At 39.9% G+C, this 19820-nt stretch carries 22 protein-coding genes; 16 read left to right on the top strand and 6 right to left on the bottom strand.

Annotated elements, in window-relative coordinates; all coding sequences use genetic code 11:
• The first annotated feature begins 9 nt into the window (after nucleotides 1–9).
• The 3 genes from U5K72_12045 (at nucleotide 10) to coaE (ending at nucleotide 1992) form a co-directional block, all read left to right on the top strand.
• Nucleotides 10–261, top strand: a complete 252-nt coding sequence (locus U5K72_12045) for a DUF883 C-terminal domain-containing protein (protein MDZ7719539.1) — start codon at nucleotides 10–12, stop codon at nucleotides 259–261.
• 6 nt (nucleotides 262–267) lie between these two features.
• Nucleotides 268–1393, top strand: a protein-coding gene (gene prfB, locus U5K72_12040; protein ID MDZ7719538.1) for a peptide chain release factor 2 whose coding sequence is annotated in 2 segments (ribosomal slippage) — nucleotides 268–336 and nucleotides 338–1393 — 1125 coding nt in all. Because the reading frame shifts where the segments join, the coding sequence is not laid out codon by codon here.
• Nucleotides 1390–1992 (top strand): dephospho-CoA kinase, encoded by a 603-nt coding sequence (gene coaE / locus U5K72_12035; GenBank protein MDZ7719537.1) that lies wholly within the window; start codon nucleotides 1390–1392, stop codon nucleotides 1990–1992. The genes prfB and coaE overlap by 4 nt, the downstream gene beginning before the upstream one ends.
• Before the next feature lie 33 nt (nucleotides 1993–2025).
• On the opposite strand, the gene U5K72_12030 is transcribed toward coaE, so the two are convergent.
• On the bottom strand, nucleotides 2026–2532 hold the full coding sequence (locus U5K72_12030) for a DUF192 domain-containing protein (GenBank protein MDZ7719536.1): 507 nt from the start codon (nucleotides 2530–2532) through the stop codon (nucleotides 2026–2028).
• A 179-nt stretch (nucleotides 2533–2711) separates the two neighbouring features.
• Between U5K72_12030 and U5K72_12025 the strand changes: the two genes are divergently transcribed.
• The 11 genes from U5K72_12025 (at nucleotide 2712) to truA (ending at nucleotide 13696) form a co-directional block, all read left to right on the top strand.
• Nucleotides 2712–3170, top strand: a complete 459-nt coding sequence (locus U5K72_12025; GenBank protein ID MDZ7719535.1) for a ribosome maturation factor — start codon at nucleotides 2712–2714, stop codon at nucleotides 3168–3170.
• Between the two features lie 27 nt (nucleotides 3171–3197).
• Nucleotides 3198–4457, top strand: a complete 1260-nt coding sequence (gene nusA, locus U5K72_12020; GenBank protein MDZ7719534.1) for a transcription termination factor NusA — start codon at nucleotides 3198–3200, stop codon at nucleotides 4455–4457.
• Nucleotides 4458–4521: 64 nt separating this feature from the next.
• Complete coding sequence (gene infB, locus U5K72_12015; GenBank protein ID MDZ7719533.1) at nucleotides 4522–7449, top strand: translation initiation factor IF-2; 2928 nt, start codon at nucleotides 4522–4524, stop codon at nucleotides 7447–7449.
• A 65-nt stretch (nucleotides 7450–7514) separates the two neighbouring features.
• The gene (gene rbfA, locus U5K72_12010; protein ID MDZ7719532.1) at nucleotides 7515–7904 is read left to right on the top strand and encodes a 30S ribosome-binding factor RbfA; all 390 of its coding nucleotides are present in this window, start codon (nucleotides 7515–7517) and stop codon (nucleotides 7902–7904) included.
• A gap of 15 nt (nucleotides 7905–7919) precedes the next feature.
• A complete protein-coding gene (truB, locus tag U5K72_12005) occupies nucleotides 7920–8654 on the top strand; it encodes a tRNA pseudouridine(55) synthase TruB (protein MDZ7719531.1) in 735 nt (244 codons plus the stop codon).
• A gap of 4 nt (nucleotides 8655–8658) precedes the next feature.
• Nucleotides 8659–9378, top strand: a complete 720-nt coding sequence (locus U5K72_12000) for a riboflavin kinase (GenBank protein MDZ7719530.1) — start codon at nucleotides 8659–8661, stop codon at nucleotides 9376–9378.
• Nucleotides 9359–9625: a riboflavin kinase gene (locus U5K72_11995; protein ID MDZ7719529.1), complete on the top strand. Its 267-nt coding sequence runs from the start codon at nucleotides 9359–9361 to the stop codon at nucleotides 9623–9625. Before U5K72_12000 ends, U5K72_11995 begins: the two co-directional genes overlap by 20 nt.
• 50 nt (nucleotides 9626–9675) lie before the next feature.
• The gene (rpsO, locus tag U5K72_11990; GenBank protein MDZ7719528.1) at nucleotides 9676–9945 is read left to right on the top strand and encodes a 30S ribosomal protein S15; all 270 of its coding nucleotides are present in this window, start codon (nucleotides 9676–9678) and stop codon (nucleotides 9943–9945) included.
• A gap of 141 nt (nucleotides 9946–10086) precedes the next feature.
• Nucleotides 10087–12201, top strand: a complete 2115-nt coding sequence (pnp, locus tag U5K72_11985; GenBank protein MDZ7719527.1) for a polyribonucleotide nucleotidyltransferase — start codon at nucleotides 10087–10089, stop codon at nucleotides 12199–12201.
• Nucleotides 12202–12294: 93 nt separating this feature from the next.
• Entirely contained in the window at nucleotides 12295–12945 is a 651-nt protein-coding gene (locus U5K72_11980; GenBank protein MDZ7719526.1) for a hypothetical protein, read from the top strand.
• Nucleotides 12946–12961: 16 nt separating this feature from the next.
• Complete coding sequence (gene truA, locus U5K72_11975) at nucleotides 12962–13696, top strand: tRNA pseudouridine(38-40) synthase TruA (GenBank protein MDZ7719525.1); 735 nt, start codon at nucleotides 12962–12964, stop codon at nucleotides 13694–13696.
• A 59-nt stretch (nucleotides 13697–13755) separates the two neighbouring features.
• On the opposite strand, the gene bioB is transcribed toward truA, so the two are convergent.
• Nucleotides 13756–14736 (bottom strand): biotin synthase BioB, encoded by a 981-nt coding sequence (gene bioB, locus U5K72_11970; protein ID MDZ7719524.1) that lies wholly within the window; start codon nucleotides 14734–14736, stop codon nucleotides 13756–13758.
• Between the two features lie 99 nt (nucleotides 14737–14835).
• On the opposite strand from bioB, the gene U5K72_11965 reads away from it, so the two are divergent.
• Both U5K72_11965 and U5K72_11960 read left to right on the top strand, forming a co-directional pair.
• Nucleotides 14836–15567 (top strand): alpha/beta hydrolase, encoded by a 732-nt coding sequence (locus U5K72_11965; GenBank protein ID MDZ7719523.1) that lies wholly within the window; start codon nucleotides 14836–14838, stop codon nucleotides 15565–15567.
• Between the two features lie 38 nt (nucleotides 15568–15605).
• Entirely contained in the window at nucleotides 15606–16325 is a 720-nt protein-coding gene (locus U5K72_11960; GenBank protein MDZ7719522.1) for a response regulator transcription factor, read from the top strand.
• A gap of 46 nt (nucleotides 16326–16371) precedes the next feature.
• Here the strand turns inward: U5K72_11960 and U5K72_11955 are convergent, their stop codons facing one another.
• The 4 genes from U5K72_11955 to U5K72_11940 all read right to left on the bottom strand — a co-directional run bounded on the left by U5K72_11955 (nucleotide 16372) and on the right by U5K72_11940 (nucleotide 19815).
• Complete coding sequence (locus U5K72_11955) at nucleotides 16372–17358, bottom strand: M23 family metallopeptidase (GenBank protein ID MDZ7719521.1); 987 nt, start codon at nucleotides 17356–17358, stop codon at nucleotides 16372–16374.
• A gap of 86 nt (nucleotides 17359–17444) precedes the next feature.
• Nucleotides 17445–18473, bottom strand: a complete 1029-nt coding sequence (hprK, locus tag U5K72_11950; protein MDZ7719520.1) for an HPr(Ser) kinase/phosphatase — start codon at nucleotides 18471–18473, stop codon at nucleotides 17445–17447.
• A 107-nt stretch (nucleotides 18474–18580) separates the two neighbouring features.
• Complete coding sequence (gene raiA / locus U5K72_11945) at nucleotides 18581–18880, bottom strand: ribosome-associated translation inhibitor RaiA (protein ID MDZ7719519.1); 300 nt, start codon at nucleotides 18878–18880, stop codon at nucleotides 18581–18583.
• 11 nt (nucleotides 18881–18891) lie between these two features.
• Entirely contained in the window at nucleotides 18892–19815 is a 924-nt protein-coding gene (locus tag U5K72_11940) for a tyrosine recombinase XerC (protein ID MDZ7719518.1), read from the bottom strand.
• Nucleotides 19816–19820: the final 5 nt, after the last annotated feature.

The raw sequence follows: 19820 nt of genomic DNA, 5'->3' as shown, positions 1-19820 counted from the left end.
GGAGATAAAATGGCTGATTTGAAAGCAAAAGAAGAAGAGTTGAAAGAAACTCTGGAAAAAGAAAGAAAAGAACTAAAAAATACGTATGCGGATATCCGCAAGAAGCTAAAATCCGAAGGTGATCGACTCCAGGGAGAACTCCAAAAGGAATACTCTCATGCCAGGGATTATGTAGAAAAAAATCCTGAAACAGGCGTTGGAGTTGCATTAGCCGGTGGATTACTCTTAGGTTTTGCCATCGCAAAACTTTTTAACAAATAAAGATTAATGAGTCAGATACAATTTGATAAAGTTAAAGAACTCTTTGAGCGCCTTGATGCGCTCAGGGGGTATCTTTGACTATGAGAAACGAAAAGTTCGAATTATAGAATTACAGGAGCAAACCCAGGATCCACATTTTTGGGATGATCCGGATAAAGCCCAGCAGGTAATGCGGGATCTGGATTTCGAAAAAGAGATTATTGAAAAATGGGATGAGCTCGATGAATTGCGCGATAGCATTCAGGTATATAAACAGTTTCTTGATGAAGGTGAAGATGTAATCGACGAACTTGAAGAAGAAATTTTGCGATTTCGGGAGAAACTGAAAGATCTTGAACTGCAAAATATGCTTAGCGATCAGGATGATCATAGAAATGCGATCATAACATTCAATCCCGGAGCCGGTGGAACTGAAAGCCAGGATTGGGGAGTTATGCTATTTAGAATGTACTCCCGGTGGGCTGAAAAAAAAGAGTATGATCTTTCTGTTGTTGAATATCAGGATGGTGATGTAGCCGGTTTGAAAAGTGCCACTATTGAGGTGAAAGGGCCGAATGCCTATGGGTTTTTAAAATCAGAAAGCGGGGTACACAGATTGGTTCGAATCTCTCCGTTTGACAGTAATTCCAGGCGCCACACATCATTTTGTTCCGTTTTTGTCTCGCCCATTGTTGATGACACCATCGAAGTAAATCTGAATGATTCGGATATTGAACTTCAACGATTTCATGCCAGTGGTGCCGGTGGGCAGAATGTAAACAAAGTGGAAACCGGTGTACGGCTCATCTGGACCGGTACACTCTCAGATGGAACAGAGGAACGAGTAGTGGCTGAATGTCAGCAGGAACGCTCCCAGATGCAGAATCGTGAAAAAGCTATGACGATGCTGAGATCGAAGGTCTATGAGCTTGAGAAAAACATCAAAGAGAGAGAAAAACAAAAACTTGAAGATTCTAAAAGCAGCAATGAATGGGGTTCGCAAATCCGTTCGTATGTGTTTCATCCATATAATATGGTTAAAGACCACAGAACAAATCATGAAACAGGCGATGTACAGGGTGTGATGGATGGGGATCTTGACGAGTTTATGAAAGCCTACCTGTTGATGAATACTGCAACAGTCTCCACATGATTACCGTCGGCGTAACAGGAGGAATAGGTTCAGGAAAAACAACTGTCTGTAAAGAATGGGAAAAACTGGGTGCCAAAGTTGTTTACGCTGATGATCTGGCCAAAGAGCTGATGGTGTCGGATAAAAAGCTTAAGAAATCATTGATAAAAGCTTTTGGAAATGAAACGTATCGAGAGGATGGCAGTTTAAATCGGGAACATCTAATCCGGCAAGCTTTTGAGGAGGAAAGGGTTGAAAAGCTGAATGAACTTGTTCACCCGGCTGTGGCCAGGAAATTCAGGGAGATTAGCATGGTGGCTGAAAAAGAAGGGAAAAAAGTAGTTGTTGAAGAAGCTGCTTTACTATTGAATAAGGGCAGGCCACCAGGTTTTGATGTGATTGTAATTGTGAGAAGTAACCGAGAAAATCGTGTAAAAAGAGTCGTGAAAAGAGATTCAGTATCCAGTGAAAAAGTATTAGACAGGCTTAAAAAACAACCAGACTTTGAAGAACTCTTACATCTTGCTGATTACACAATTGAAAATGATGGGACACTCAAACAGCTGAGGGAGAAGTCTATTCAATTATTTTATAATATTTTGGAAAAGTACGGCGAGTAATTGCCTGCTTTATGCAGGATTAGATAAGCGAGATTAGAAATTTACACCTTCAATTTTGATGTCCATTCCTTCACGAATATCATGTTCAAGTGTATATCCTGCACTTACTTCTACCACAAAACGAGCCGGAGCTTCTGACTGAATACTCTGCTGCGAAAAGGGTTGGGTATTTCTGTGAATACGAACGATCTCCATGTCAGAATTCACAAAAATAATATCAAGGGGAAGGGGAGTATTCGCCATCCAAAAACTTCTGGGACTGTCATTTGAAAAGATAAAAAGCATTCCGGAATCATCAGGTAGCTCTGTTACATTCATAAGGCCTTCACTTCGGGAATTATTATCATCAGCCACGGCAACATCTATAGTTGAAATGGTATCATTTTCGGCTCTGATAAATGAAACTTCGCCAATAAATTCTAATTCCCGACCGGTTTCTTTGATCTGATTTTCAGATTGTTGATTGGTATCGTTGCATGATGAAATAAATAATAAGGGAAGTACAGGGGTAAACAAGAAAAATAGGAGTATTCGGTTCATTTAAATTGGTTCTTGTGGATGTTAATACAAATTTTAAGCCGGCAATGAAGCATACTTGTTAACAACTATTTGAAGATCAGCTTAGTTGTAATTTTCTACATTTTAGGTTATTTTTCAAGTCTGTGAAGTGAGCGCCGCGAGGTTCTCACTTTTTTTTGTACTTACAGGTAGTGATACGGATGCAAAACGAGTCAATAGAAAAAATTAAAGAAATTGCTTATCCCATTGTAGAACAAGGGGATACATTTCTTGTAGATGTAGAAATTAAACATCAGAAAGTACCCGAAGTGTGGGTGTTGGTTGATTCTGAAAGCAAAGGTATCTCTTTGGAAACATTTTCTGCAATGAGCAAGAAAATTGGAGATCTGCTGGAAGATGAAAATATATTTCCGAACCAGTACAGGCTCAATGTTTCATCTCCCGGATTGTCCCGGCCATTGTCTGATATGCGACAATATCTGAAAAACAAAGGTCGAACGGCAAGAGTTAAATTTAAGCAGGACGATCAATATCATAAGGTGGAAGGCGTTATCAGGCAAGTAGATGAGAATAAGATATCCGTAGAAACGGACGATAATAACGTGGTAGATATTTCATTCGAAAATATTGTAGAAACAAAAATTATCCCTAAAATTTAGTTTTTAACTTTTTAAAGAAAATTTCTGATGCAAGACGATATTTCTAAGCTCATTATTCAGTCTTTTGCTGAAATAGCAAAAGACAAAGGAATTGATAAGGACCTGCTGCTATCTATTCTTGAGGATGTTTTCAGGACCATGATCCGAAAGAAATATGAATCAGATGAGGCTTTTGAAGTTATTTTAAATGCAGATCGGGGAGAGATTCAAATTCTGCATATCAGGGAAGTTGTTCCGGAAGATGAGTTGACGGATGAGGTCACTGAAATTGCACTTGAAGAAGCTCAAAAGCATGATCCGGATCTTGAATTGTATGATGAGTATGCGCAGGAGATTTCAATTCAGGATTTTGGTCGAAGAGCCGTTACAATGGCTCGCCAGCAGTTGGCACAACGAATACGTGAGATTGAGAAAGATAATATTTTTGAAGATTACTCCGACAGAATCGGTGAAATTGTTTTAGGGGATGTATACCAGGTACGAAACAATAAAGATATCCTGGTCAATCATAATGGTGTGGAATTATTACTTCCCAAAAACGAACAAATCTATAAGGACCGATTTCATAAAGGAGATACCATCCGTGCTGTTGTTGTAGAAGTAAAACGCTACAGCGGGAATCCAACTGTAATTATTTCAAGAACGTCGCCTCTTTTTCTTGAAAGGCTGTTTGAAAATGAAATTCCCGAAGTTTTTGACGGTATCATTGAACTGAGGCGGATAGCCCGGGAACCGGGGGATCGCTCGAAAGTTGCGGTTATCTCTCATGATGAACGGGTTGATCCTGTAGGGGCATGTGTTGGAATGAAGGGAATTCGAATTCATGCTGTAGTGCGTGAGCTTCAAAATGAGAATATCGACGTAATCAACTATAGCGACGACAAGATTGAATTCATTAAACGTGCACTTCAACCGGCTAAAGTTTTAAAAGTTGAATTGAATGAAGACGGGTCACGTGCCAGTGTTCTTGTTCCTGCTGATGAAGTGTCCAAAGCAATTGGAAAGGGTGGGGTTAATATCCGGTTGGCGTCGAAACTTGTGGATGCCGAAATTGATGTATTCCGTGAAGTTGAAGAGGAAGATGATATTGACATCGCAGAATTTGAAATTGATTTCGGGGCTGAAACCATTGATGTTCTTCGGGAAATCGGTTGCGATAGTGCCCGGGCCGTACTTGAATTAAATGAGGAGGAACTGGTACGACGAACAGAAGGCCAAATTACCGAAGAAGAAGCAGAAAGGATTATCGATATCATTGCATATGAATTTGAGGACGAAGAAGATTGATCGTACCTTTAGATTCTAAAAGATTTTTCACTTTTTATAGTATATAAACACGTAACACCCATTTATGACGAAGCAAAAACCAAAAAAGCTATTTAAGGTAGCATCTGAATTCAATGTTGCCACTCAATCCATTGTAGATACATTGAGTGAGAACGGGTTCGATGTAACCAATCGTCCAAACTCCAGCATCACCGAGGAGATGTATGATGTGCTTGAGGGTGTTTATGGTGATGATAAGGAGAAAAGTCTTGAACATGAGAAGGCGAAAGAAGAATATGAAAGTCGCCGGAATCAAATCATGTCGAGCCGGAATGAAAGTGTGACGATTGATAGTCATCTTGAACCAATAGATGATCTGCCACTTGAGCCCGAAGAGGAGGATGAAGGGCCAGAAGCAGAACTTGAACCGGAAGAAGATGAATCTCCGAAAGAAGAGGAGAAAGAGAAAAAAGAGAAGGAAGAAGAACAGGTTTCTGAGGCTAAGGAAGAAGTTACTGAAACTGAAGAAGAAGCAGATAAACAGGAAGATGTTGTTGCTGCAGAAGAAGATTCGGATGAGGACGAAGAGGATAAAACAGATGAAGTAGCAGCTGAGAAAAAGACAGTAAGTGAAGACAAAGAAGAAAAGGAAACTCAGCAAGAAGAGGTCTCTAAAGAGCAAGAAGAAGACGATGATGAGGAAGTTATAGATGAATCAGATGAAGAAGAAGAAGAGGAGGGAGACTCAGAGCAAGAAGCAGACGAAGACGAAGACGAAGAAGAAGATGAAGAATATGAAGATGATGAAGAAGATGAAGAAGATCAAGAAGATGAGGAAGAAGAAGATGATGAAAAAATTGTCCGGGGCCGTGCAAATAAACTGAGCGGAACGAAAGTTCTGGGTAAAGTTGAGTTTTCTCGGGAAAACAGGAAAAAAAGGAAAAAGAGAAAACGCCGGAAAGACCGCCTCGATCCCGATGAGAATTATTCAAGAAAAGACAAGAAAAAGAAATCGAAGAAAGACGACGATAGCTCGGGTAAATCTTCTAAAAAATCTAAGAAGAAAAAATCACGCAGAAGCAGCAAGGTAGATGAGGAGGATGTTGAAAAGAAAATGCGTGAAACTCTCCAGAGAATTAAAGGTGGAGAGACTGTTGGAAGCAAACGTCAAAAACGACGTAAGCAGCGCAGAGAGGAGAGAGAGGAAGAACGTGCTCAGAAGGAGGAACTTGAAGAGCTCGAAGAATCAGTGCTCGAGGTTACAGAATTTATTACTGTAAGTGATCTTGCTGACCTGATGGGAGTAAAAACCAACGATGTGATTACAACATGTATGTCGCTTGGTATGATGGTTTCTATCAATCAGAGGTTAGATGCTGCAACGATTGAATTGGTAGCTGAAGAATATAATTACGATGTAGAGTTTGTTGATGCCGAAGAGATGATTGAAGAGGAGATCGAAGTTGAGGAGGATGATCCTGAAGATCTCAAACCACGATCTCCCATTATTACTGTTATGGGGCATGTTGACCATGGTAAGACATCGCTTCTTGACTATATCCGTAAAGCGAAGGTAGCAGCCGGTGAAGCGGGTGGAATTACACAGCACGTAGGTGCTTACGAAGTTGAAACAGATTCCGGCAAGAAAATTACATTCCTTGATACACCGGGTCACGAAGCGTTTACAGCTATGAGGAGTCGTGGTGCGCAGGCAACAGATATTGTAATTCTTGTTGTAGCCGCTGACGATGCCGTGATGCCTCAGACTATTGAGGCGATTAACCACTCTAAAGCGGCCGGAGTACCGATTGTGGTTGCTATTAACAAGATGGACAAAGAGGGAGCAAATCCTGATAAGATTAAGAGTCAGCTCTCAGAACACGATGTAATTGTTGAGGAGTATGGCGGCAAAAACCAGGTTGCTGAAGTTTCTGCTGAGACCGGCGAAGGCATAGACGAACTTCTTGAAAAAGTATTGATTGAAGCTGAATTGATGGAACTGAAGGCAAATCCTGACCGACTGGCACAGGGAATTGTACTTGAATCCAGAATTGATAAAGGAAAAGGTACTGTAGCGAATATTTTAATTCAGAACGGGACGCTGGAAGTTGGCGACCCATTTGTAGCCGGACCTGTTTTTGGGCGTGTACGGGCAATGGAAAATGAACACGGTCAACGTTTAGAATCAGCTGGTCCATCAACACCTATCCAGTTAACCGGTTTTGATGATACACCGCAGGCAGGTGACCGATTGATTGTTCCACAAGATGAGAAAACTGCAAAAGATATTGCAAATCAACGGCAGCAAATACGTCGTGAGCAATCACTCAGGCAAGTTAAACATCTTACACTGGACGATCTCTCCAGGCGAATGGCTCTCGGAGAAGTTTCTGAATTGAATATCATTATAAAAGCTGATGTGGACGGTTCTATTGAAGCACTTTCCGGTGCTCTGCAGAAACTTAGTACCGACGAGGTTTCAGTCAACATCATTCATACAGGCTCAGGTGCTATAACCGAAAGTGATGTCTTGCTTGCCTCTGCGTCTGACGCAATTATCATTGGATTCCAGGTTCGTCCAACATCCACAGCCCGTAAACTTGCTGAGACCGAAAGTATTGATATTCGGTTGTTCAGTGTTATTTACGATGCGGTTGATGAAGTCCATGATGCACTTGAAGGTATGCTCAGTCCTGAAATTAAAGAAGAGATGAAAGGCCTGGTGACAGTGCGTGAGATATTTAAAATATCACGAGTTGGAACCATCGCCGGCTGTTATGTTAATGAAGGCAAAATACACCGTAATAATCCAATCCGTATTATCCGCGATGGAGTTGTAATCTATGATGGAAATATAGATACTCTTAAACGGTTTAAGGATGATGTAAAAGAGGTACAGGCCGGTTATGAATGCGGTATCAGTATTGAGAACTTCAATGACATAAAAGTAGGTGACGAGTTTGAAAGCTATGAAGTTGTTGAAGAGAAGCGGAAGCTTGAAGATGCCCGCTAAACAGGTTATAAAGATTCTTACCTGACCAAGTAGAAGTTTTAACTCTCAATTAAATGTGGTGAATTATGAGTATTCGAACAGAGAGACTCAGCTCAGTTATTCAAAAAGATATTGGTAAGATTCTTCAACAGGATTATCAGCCCACGGGAACGTTTATTACGGTAACCCAGGTACGCATGACACAGGATCTCTCAATTGCAAAGATTTATCTGAGCGTTTTTTCACCAGACAGAGATGTAAAAGCCATCTATGAAGCGATTGATGATGCACAAGATGAGATTCGATATCAACTTGCATCAAAAATAAGGAACCAGGTTCGGCGAATTCCGGAACTCCTTTTTTATGAGGATGACACCGCTGAATATGTAAATAAGATGGAGCGGCTTTTTAAAAAAGCGCGAGAGGGCAGAGCCGATACAAATGATGGCTCAAATTCTGAAAAAGACATGTCTTAATTCTCTAATCAGTCCATGGCAAAAAACATTATTCCGCTTTCTGATTTGCCAGTGATCGATAAAGAAAGCAGTTCCATTTCTAATAAAGATATTTTTAAAAGCGGTGCTGCAATTCTTTTGGATAAACCTCTTGAATGGTCCAGTTTTGATGTTGTTAAATATGTTCGAAACAGATTACCGGTTAAAAAAGTAGGCCATGCCGGAACCCTCGATCCTTTAGCTACCGGACTCCTGATTTTATGTACCGGTAAAGCCACGCGAACCATATCTCAAATTCAAGCTCTCCCAAAAACATATCGTACTACGATTCAATTTGGAGCATCAACTCCGAGTTACGATTCAGAAACCGAACCCGATGAGCATGCTGAATGGCGCCATATTACAGTAGAAGCGATAAAAAAAGCAATTAAAGAACAATTTACAGGTACCATTACTCAATTTCCTCCGGCATACTCAGCTATACGCGTGAAGGGGCAGCGACTCTACAAAAAAGCGCGAAAAGGGGAGGAGGTTGAATTACCACCACGTCAGATATCGATTCATTCCGTAGAAATAGAAGAGGTTTCCCTCCCCGAAATTTCGGTTTGCATTCATTGTGGTAAAGGCACATATATTCGATCTTTTGCACATGATCTGGGAATCGCACTGAACAGCCGCGCACATATTAAACGGCTCAGAAGAATTGATATCGGAGAATTTTCAGTTGACAGTGCACTCACTCCTAAACAATTTGATGAACGCATAGAATAGAAAAATGGCTAAAATTGTATTTCTTAATGATGTTCAAAGAGATCCAAAAACGGTGTTGACTGTGGGCACATTCGATGGCGTACATGCAGGCCATAAAGTACTTGTGAACCGCGTGATAGATCTGGCTGAAAAGGAAGAGGATGCAAGAAGTGTAATCGTTACGTTTGATCCTCATCCAAGAGATATAATCAACCCGGGCCAGGCCGGTATAAAGTTGTTGAGCTCTCTTGATGAACGCAGTGAATTACTGGCTGATTTGGGAGTTGATGAGATGGTCGTTATTCCATTTGACCGTGATTTCTCGCTATTGACATCTGAAGAATTTGTAAGAGAGATCATTTGGGAGAAAATTGGTGTATCTGATTTTGTAATTGGATACGATCATCAGTTTGGCCGAAATCGAGAAGGTACGATTAATACAGTTCAGGAATTGGGACAAGAGTTAGGGTTTAAAACTCATATAGTGTCTAAGCAGGAAGTTGGTGATAGAACAGTTAGCAGTACAGCCATACGAAATGCCATTCATGAAAAGGGTGATATGGAATTGGCAGCTTCACTTTTGGATAAATATTATATTCTTAATGGTACAGTAGTTCATGGTGATAAACGCGGTAAAAAAATTGGATTTCCTACGGCGAATATAAAACCTCAAAACGACAAAAAAGTTATTCCAAAAAAGGGTGTATATGCTGTTTGGGTACGATATGAAGACTCATTTCTATAAGGGAATGATGAATATTGGGCAGCGTCCAACATTTGAGGATGACACCATAACACTTGAAGTACATATTCTTGATTTTGACAAAGAGATTTATGGTAAAGAGATACAGTTACAGTTTGTACAACGCATCCGGGATGAACAACAGTTTGAGGGAGTAAAGGATTTAATAAATCAACTTGAAAAGGATAAACAGGCTGTACTTTCTGTTTTAGAAAATAGCTCTCCGAATATTGCAAAACACTTGAAATAACTTTATTTTAAAAAGCTATATTAGACCAAGTAAAATTTTATAAACCTGAAATGAGTATTACAAAAGAAAAGAAACAAGAAATTATTGATAATTTTGGTGGTTCCGCAGAAAATTCGGGATCAACTGAAGCACAGATTGCAATTTTTACTGCTCGAATTAACGATTTAACGGAGCACTTGAGTGAAAATAAATTAGATCACTCATCACGACGCGGCCTGCTAAAAATGGTTGGTAAAAGAAGACGTCTTCTCAATTACCTGAAAGATACTGATATCGTTAAATACCGGGAATTGATTAAGGAACTTGGTATTAGAAAATAAGCATCTCCAATAAGGCACGTTTTATTAACGTGCCTTTTTTTATATCCTCAAATATCACCAGCTTACCACTCGGTATTTGTTTGATTTGCTTTAAAAAAGGATATTACATTTGAAAATTAAGACGAAAGAAAAAATAGATTTATGAAAGAAGATTTTAAAAGTGTTGAGTTTGCACCCGGAAAAACACTATCTGTTGAAACGGGAAGACTTGCAAAGTTAGCTGATGGAGCTGTAATGGTTCGCATGGGCGATACGATGGTGTTGTGTACAGTTGTAAGTGCAAAAGAACCAAAACCCGGACAAGACTGGTTTCCATTGGTTGTAGACTTACGAGAAAGCTTTTCAGCCGGCGGAAAATTTCCGGGTGGATTTATTAAGCGGGAAGGTCGTCCATCAGAAGGAGAGACACTTGCCAGCCGTTTGATTGACAGGAGTTTACGACCTCTGTTTCCAGACGGATACTACAACGATACCCAGGTAATTTGTCAGGTATTTTCATCTGACGGACAAAACGAAGCCGATGTACTGGGAGCACTGGGTGCGTCTGCTGCAATTCATATTTCAGATATTCCTTATGCCGGACCAATGGCACAAGTGAAAGTTGGCCGAATTGATGGTGAATTTATTATCAATCCAACCATCGATGAGCTGAAAGAGAGCGAGATGGATCTGATTGTTGCCGGTACAGCCGAAAGCGTGATTATGATTGAAGGAGAGATGGAAGAAGTTAGTGAAGGTGAGATGCTGGCTGCCGTAAAAGAAGGGCATAAGGCAATTGCCAAGCTATGTGAATTCCAGGAAGAACTCCGAAATGAGTTTGGAGTGGAAAAACGAGAGTTTGAGGCTCCGGTTGCTGATGAGAGCCTGAAAACTAAAGTTGAAGAATTGGCTGCTGATAAAATTAACGAGATCGTTAATATTGGCCTTGGCAAGGAGGAGTACAACGGTCGTCTTAAAGAGGTTAAAGATGCAGTTATTGAGGAGTTGACGGCAACTGAAGAGTATGAGGAAGCGGGGGATGAAATCTCAGATCTTCTCAGCAAAATAGAGAAGCGGGAACTCCGTAATATGATCCTGGAGAAAAAACGACGTATTGATGGAAGATCACCTGAAGATATTCGTGATATCTGGACTCAAGTGGGATATCTGCCTCGTGCTCATGGATCAGCTGTCTTTACACGTGGAGAAACACAATCACTGGTTTCAGTTACTCTTGGTACCAAACAAGATGCTCAATCGGTCGATACGCTTTACTTTGAGAAAGACAAGACCTTTTATCTTCACTATAACTTCCCGCCATTTTGTGTTGGGGAATCAGGTTTTATGAGAGGACCCGGCCGAAGAGAAATTGGTCATGGTCATCTTGCAGAACGTGCATTGAAGATGGTGCTTCCGAAATTTGAAGACTTCGGATATGTAATTCGGGTTCGTTCAGACATTTTAGAATCTAACGGTTCATCCTCTATGGCATCTGTTTGTGGTGGTTCCATGGCTTTGATGGATGCGGGAGTTCCCTTACCAAAACCGGTTGCTGGAATTGCAATGGGTATGATTGTTGGAGATGACAACAGCGTAGTACTTTCTGATATTCGCGGCGAAGAAGATTTCATGGGAGACATGGACTTCAAAACAGCCGGAACAGCTGACGGTATTACCGCTACCCAGATGGATATGAAAGTTCAGGGTATCAGCTTTGAAATTCTCGAAGAAGCACTTGAGCAAGCCAGAACTGGCAGATTGCATATCCTCGAAAAAATGGCTGAAACAATTTCCACAGGTCGAGAATCTATCTCTGACTATGCACCCCAATTTATCAACATGACAATTGACGGCGACAGTATCGGTGCGGTGATTGGACCTGGTGGTAAAGTGATTCAAACCCTTCAGAAAGAAACAGATACAGAGATCTGGATCGAAGAAGACGAAGAGGGCAAAGGACAGATTACAATATCTGCCGACAGCCTGGAAAAAGCTGAAAATGCCAAGAAACGAGTCCAGGCAATTGCTGGTGAGCTTGATGAAGGAGCAACTTATGAAGGAACAGTGAAAGCGATTAAAGAGTACGGGGCATTTGTTGAAATAGTACCCGGAAAAGAAGGATTGCTTCATATTTCTGAGTTGAACCACAGCCATGTGAACAAAGTTGAAGATATTCTTTCAGTAGGGGATACCGTTAAAGTAAAACTTCTGAAAGTTGAGCATGGCGGTAAACTTCGACTTTCAAGGAAAGCACTGCTTCCAAAAGATGGCGAATAATAAATCAGCCATTTAGTACTTATTTCAAAGCGACTTCAATATTTGGAGTCGCTTTTTTTTATTTTAGGCTATTGCTACTCAAATCTGAATGTTATGTATAAACAGATCATTGGCTGCCTGATTCTTTTTATGTTGATGTTCCTGCAGATTACCGTATCCGTGGCACAGGATGGGAAAAGCCGGGAGGGTGCTTTTATTCGCTCTTTGGTTGTACCCGGTTGGGGACATTACTATGTAAATCAGGAAAAATGGAGGAGAGGACAGGTTCACCTCGGTGCTGAAATAGCTCTGATTGCCTCTTATTTTGGGTTCTCAACCCGGGCTAAAAATCTTGAAAATCAATATGAAACATTGGCATTATTAAAAGCAGGTGTTTCGATTTCAGATCGCAGCCGTTCCTTTCAATTAGCAATGGGTGATTTTAATACACTCAGGGAATACAATGAGTATCAATTGCGAAGCAGAAACTGGAACAGGCTTTATGAGGATCAAACAGAAAACAGGTGGAATTGGAAAACCACAGAAGACCGTAATAAATATAATGATCTCCGTTCAGATGTAGACCGTGTTGAAAATCAGTTACCGGCAATTTTAGGATTGATGGTCGTGAATAGAGTTATAAGTGCATTAAGTGCATACAATCGTGCCAAGACACAACTAAATGTTCCTGAAATGACACTTATGCCTGTAATGATAGATGAAAAAAAGGTAGGAGTTACTGCCAGGTTAACCCTGAACTTTTAATTACTGATTAGTACAGATGGCCAACCGTTATAAATTAACATTTGAATACGATGGTACGAATTTTAATGGCTGGCAAAAGCAACCCGAAGGACGAACAGTTCAGGAAGTTATAGAAAAAGCTTTGACAATTTTTTACCAAGAGGAAATTGTTATCAAAGGGCAAGGCAGAACGGACTCAGGTGTACACGCAAGGGCTCAGGTTGCACATGCTGATTTACCAGCATCATACAGCATATCTCGCCTTCACAGAGCTTTAAGTGGGCTTCTGCCAAAAGATGTAGCTCTTATTAAAGCAGAAAAGGTTAATGACAATTTTCATGCACGCTTTTATGCGAAAACCCGACAGTATGAATACCTGGTTTTGGAAAGGCCCTCTCCGTTATTGAGAAATTTTTCATGGTACGTATTCAAGCCTATTTCGCTTGAATTACTATTTGAATGTGCAGAAGTGATTCTGGGAGAACACGATTTTATCAATTTTTGTATTCCGCCCGATGAATCTGAGATGACCACAATCTGTACCATCAACAAAAGCATTTGGAAAAAGGAAGATTACAAACTGACCTATGAAATTGAAGCGAATCGTTTTTTGCGACATCTTGTACGTCGCTTAGTCGGCGCAATGATTCAAGCTTCAGTTGGAACAATTTCGAAGGAACAATTCGGCAATCTTCTATCCGCAAAGGAGGTAAACCGAAAAGGCCATACTGCACCGGCAAAAGGCCTTACTTTAACAAATGTTAATTACTAATCCGGTTCACCCACCAATTACCTGAAGTGATATATTTATCTATTCTTGCTTAATTCGGTCTAAGCTACCGGTACTTTTTCATCTTTAAAAGCTTCTCGAGGAGTCAGGCCAAGAGTTTCAAACATCACTTGATCTTCACTCAGGTCATTATTGCAAGTGGTAAGAAGTTTCTCGCCTGTAAATATGGAATTGGCCCCGGCCATGAAGCAGTGTGCTTGCTCCTCCATGCTCATATTTACTCGCCCTGCTGAAAGACGAACCATAGATTTTGGCATAGTAATTCGAGCTGTGGCAATCATACGTGCCATCTCATGCCAAGGTACTTTCGGTTGATCTTCCATCGGAGTTCCTTCTACAGCAATCAAAGCATTAATTGGAACAGATTCCGGATGTATGGGCATAGTAGACAGGTTGTGTATTAACTCAATTCGATCCCGATGGGTTTCTCCCATACCAATGATACCCCCACAACACACGGAAATATTATTGTCACGAACTTTTTGGAGCGTGTCAAGTCGATCCTGATAAGTTCGGGTAGAAATAATTCGATTATAAAACTCTTCGCTGCTATCCAGGTTATGATTGTATGCATACAGGCCGGCATCTTTCAGCTTTGAGGCTTGATCATCGGTTAGCATACCAAGTGTACAGCAAACCTCCATATCCATATCAGTAATTTCTCTGACCATCTCAATTACTCGATCAAAATCTTTATTTTTACGTGCATTGCGCCATGCAGCTCCCATACAAAATCGTGTGCTTCCGGCATCCTTGGCTTTTTGAGCTGCAGATAGAATCACTTCTGAATCAAGCATTTTTTCAGCATCCACTTCTGTTTGGTAGCGGGCTGATTGAGGACAGTAGGCACAATCTTCAGGGCATCCGCCGGTTTTTATCGACAAAAGAGTACACACCTGAACTTCTCCGGTTTCGTGGTATTCCCGGTGAACAGTTGCAGATCTGTAAATAAGTTCTAAAAGTGGGGAGTGGTAGATCTCTTCAATTTCGGACAGTGACCAATCATTTCTTATTGTGTTCATATTTCTTTGGGAAATAGGTTTTATATAGTGTAGGTTAGGCTGTTAAATGAGTTATATTATCGATGATATTCTGCTTTCTTCAAAATAACTTTTCTGAGGATGAATATTAACAAAAAAGATGAATTTCTTATCTCAGGGAATACTCCATTTTGTATTGACGTTCCATATAAATTAATTGAAACGGGACAAAAGAATACAGCAAAACCTCTGATTGTTTATCTGCACGGATTTAATGATAATATTGAGGGTTTCAGGAGTAGGTGTTCCCAAATTGTTCGCAAATTTGAAGCGTATCATCTATTCATCCGAGGCCCATATCCATTGTATGAGAAACGAAGTGCAAAGAAGGCAAAAGATTGGGGAGCATCCTGGTATCTTTACGATGGGGATCAAAAGCAGTTTTTATCATCCCTGGAAAAAACCTCAGGATTCCTTGATCATGTTATTGATGAATTGAAAAATTCAGTTGATTATAAGCGCCTTTGTTTAATTGGATATTCCATGGGTGGATATCTGGCTGGATATTATGCAATGACAAGAACTAAATCTGTACATGATTTGATTGTTGCAGGTGCCAGAATAAAAACAGAAATTTTAAATGAAGATTGGGAATTAATTTCGCATTTAAATATACTTGCACTTCACGGTAAACGTGATAAATTAGTTGACTATAAACCGCAAAGAAGCGAAATTAAAAAAATGGTTGATCATGGCATTCATGCAGACTTTAAACTGATTGATCAAAAACATATTTTTAATGATGATTTCATTAGTTTGATTTGTGATTGGCTGCAAAAATCGCTGATTCATAAATACAATCATGTAGATTAACTAATCTGTTCATCAATGATTAAAATTCCGATGTATATATGGAAAAATTAGAAGGGCTAAGATTTCTCGTAATTGAAGATGATCCAACTGTCAGGCTACTCGTAAAAAAAGCTCTCGAAAATCATGGGGGAGATATAGTTGAGGCAGATACTGTTAAAAAAGGTGTAGAAAAGGCCAATAAAAACGATTTCGACATGATTGTTTTGGACTTACGCCTGCCGGATGGTACCGGTTATGATGTTTGTGTAGATCTGCGGGAAAACGATATAACTACACCAATTTTAGTTCTGTCTGCCGAGCAGGAAACCAATATGAAGGTTAAAATATTGAATGTTGGTGCAGATGATTACCTTACAAAACCATTTAGTGTTGAAGAGCTCTTAGCGCGTATTGAAGCAATCCACAGGCGTGCAAACTCGCAAGAGGGCAATGAAAGAGAGTTGAATTGTTACGAAATGGAAATTGATCTTATTGAAAGAAAGATGGTAATTAACGATGCCGAAGTTGATTTAACCAACAGTGAGTTCAATTTACTGGTTTACCTTGTTCGTAATAGTGGACGGACTATATCGCAAGAGGAGTTGGCAGAAAATGTTTGGGGAATTGATTTCAATACGCAAACCAATTACATCAATGTTTACATCAGTTACCTGAGGAAGAAAATCAGGAAACATTCAGAATTTGAATATATCCGAACAGTTCGAAAGAAAGGATTTAAAGTAGTATGTGGGCCGGATAGTGATGAAGATGAGTCATAGCCCTGTACCTCACCAATCTTAAAAATTCAATAAATTCTTAAGAATCTTAGTTAATGTAAGAGAGAGGCTCGTCTACTGATGTGGGTTTATTACGTTTAAAGAGTAAATATTCTTCCGGAGTTACATCAGCTATCAGATAGTTTAGGGGATCAATCGGACGATCATTAACAAGCACTTCATAATGAAGATGAGGCCCTTCAGTCAGACCCGAATTTCCTGTATACCCAATTAGATCTCCTCGTTTTATTTTTTGACCAGCCCGCAAGTTTTTAACAAAATTAGATAAATGAGCATAACGGGTGACAAAGCCAAATCCGTGATCAATCTCAATAAGGTTTCCAAATGTTCCTTTTCGGTCCGCAAATTTAATCACTCCATCACCGGTTGCATATACTTCTGTGGCAACATCTGCCCGAAAATCAATACCTTCGTGCATCCGTTTATAGCGCAGAACCGGGTGAATTCTCATTCCGTAACCACTTAGAATAATTCCGTTTACCGGACGGATAGCTGGTATGCTTTTTAAACGCTTTTGGTTTGTATTGTAATAATTTTTTACCTCGGTGAAAGATACTTTTTGTATCCCCAGTCTTCGCTCCAAACGGTCTAATTTGGATGCCGTACTTCTCAATATCTCGGACGTATCTTCGCTGTAATAGTCAAATTCGGAATATGAATCAGAACCACCGGTACCCGCCATTCTGAGATCCTCAGTTATAGGATCGAGTCCTAAAATTGTTCGGTACATTTCATTATCGAGTTCCGAAATTGTCTTGAGTTGTTGTTCAATCTCTGTGATGGAAGATTCAGCTCTCTCTAACTGCTCAACAAGAGCTCGATTTTCATCTTTCAGCATAATTTCGGCCGGAGTGCCCACAAAATAGGTAAGTAATGCAATACCAAATGTGGCTAAAACAATCCCATTAATTAGCCAAAAAGAGATAGAGTGAATGAGCTTTTTTTTCAGGTTGTATTCTATAGGTACAAACTCGCAGCGTTCCGAGTCGTAGTAGTAGTGATTTTTTTTGGCCATAGAAAAAATAAAAACAAAGAGATCCAGTTAGATTTTAAAAGTTAGCCTTTTAGGCCGTAAAATAAAAATGAGTATTATCCAATATACTACTCAAAATCGCCTTCAAAATATTCAACAGCACGTCTTGGCATATCGTGCCTGTTGTTTTTATCAGCTATGTGTTTTTTTATTTTTTTCTGAAATTCTTCTGCTGCATCATAACCGTAATGTTTTAGAAGATAGTTCATAGCAATTACTTCGGCTATAACGGTTATATTTTTTCCCGGAGTAATTGGTAGATGGATGAGTGGAATTTCCGTTCCTAATATTTCAACCGTATCATGATCAAGCCCTGTTCGGTTCAGGTTTTCTGTATCTTCCCACAGGGAAAGTTCTAAAATCACTTCAAGCCGCTTCTGGTACCGAATAGAGCGTATTCCAAACATGCTCATAACATCAATAATGCCCAGCCCGCGAATTTCCATAAAATGCTTATTCATTTCGGTGGCGGAAGCAAGCAATACATTTCTTTTTTTGGTAAGCATTACAACATCATCCGAAACCAGGCGATGGCCACGTTCAACCAGATCCAATGCCACTTCACTTTTCCCTAAACCGGATTTTCCACTAATCAGGATTCCAATTCCGTAAACATCCACCATGGTACCGTGTAGCATGGTTTGAACAGCAAAATAGTCTTCCAGGAAATCACGGAGCAAGTACATAAATTTGGTGGTTTCCAACTCTGTACTGTAAACAGGTATTTTTTTGTCTTCCGCCATTTTAAGAAGTTCTTTATTAAGTTCATTTCCACTTGTAATGAAAATGACAGGCAGGTCGAATGAAATTAATTTATTGAACGATTTGGATCGTTCAGTATCGGTTAAATTTCTAAGGAAATTACATTCAGTATTTCCAATAATCTGGATTCGTTGGTAGGTAAAAAGATCTGTATAACCGGCAAGAGCCAAGCCCGGACGATGTAAATCAGCCTCTTTTACTAATTTTTTTTCGGAATAAGAGTCACCAGCACAGGCTTCTATATCAATCTGAATTCGTTCTCTTAGTTTCTCTACCAGGTAGGATACCTGGATATCTTCACGAATGGGTATGGCTTCCTGGTTGTATAAAGACATTGGCTCTATTTCCGGTTCAAAGTCATTATTTAATAATTAAAAACCGCACGTCAAGTGCCACTTCTATAGTAGCTACCTGAGCGTGCGGTCATTCAAAGATCAATATCTTATTGATGTTCGTAATGTTTGGTTTTGTATTTTCTTAATTGTCTTACTGCATTATCCACGGCGGCACCCATCGCTTGTTCGTAGCTGGGTGCTTCTTCAGATAAATTAATAAGTGTTCCGGGTACTTTTACATTCAATTCAGCAATTGAGGGATTGTCATCATCATGGCCGGGTTTCAGGATAATATCGCACATAATTATTTTATCGAAAAACTGATCGAGTTTTTCTACTGCGCTCAAGCAAAATTCCTTTAAATCCGGACTGCTCTGAAAGTGTCTTGCTGTGAATGTAGTTTTCATAGTTACCTCCTTTAGGATTTGTTTTCTGCCCTTGGATGGGCTTGACTGTAGATTTTTTGTAATCGTTCTACACTTGTATGTGTATATATTTGGGTTGATGCAAGATTTGCATGCCCAAGAAACTCTTTAATTAAACGTATGTTTGCTCCGGCATCCAGCATATGAGTTGCAAAACTGTGGCGAAGCGTATGCGGACTTTTTTGAGTCACTTCACTAACTTTTAATAAATATTTTTTGATGATTCTCTGAACCATTCGCGGATATATTCTTTTGCCGCCAACAGACAAGAAAAGTGCTTTCTTGTCTTCGTTTGTAGTATCAGAAGTAAAAAGTAGTCCTCTTTGTTCCAAATGATTTTCAATAGCATCTAATGCTTTTTTCCCAAGAGGTACAATACGCTGTTTGCTCCCCTTGCCAAAAACGGTTAATTGTTTTTGATGCACTTGTATATCCTTCACATTCAAATTCGTAAGTTCACTTAATCGTATCCCGGTTGAATAAAAGAGTTCCAGAATGGCTCGTTCCTGGATTGTGGCTGGATCTTTCTCATTGGCAAGTTCCATCATTTCATTAATTTCGCTGGCCTGGATGGTTGTAGGCAACCGCTGTTCTTTTTTTGGGATGATCAATAAGTGCGCAGGATTTTTTGAAATATAGCCTCTTTTATAGCAGTATTTAAAAAAAGAACGAACGGCAGCTACCTTTCTTGCAATGGTATTTCTGGCCATCCCTTTTTCCGTAAGCTCTCCCAGCCAAAGCCTGATGATCAACCTGTCAATCTCCGATATATCCAGTTTATCAGCTTCTTTGCTTAGGTCACGGGATGCAAAATCAAGGAGCTGATTGAGATCATTTTGGTACGAGGTGATGGTGTGATTGGAAGAATTGCGTTCTATTTTCAAATACTTAAGATATTTCCTGATCAGCTCCTCCATCTACT

Source organism: Balneolaceae bacterium, assembly GCA_034521495.1.
Lineage (GTDB): Bacteria > Bacteroidota > Rhodothermia > Balneolales > Balneolaceae > Rhodohalobacter.
Note: the sequence above shows the minus strand (reverse complement) of the source record. Positions and strands in the feature narration are given on the sequence as shown.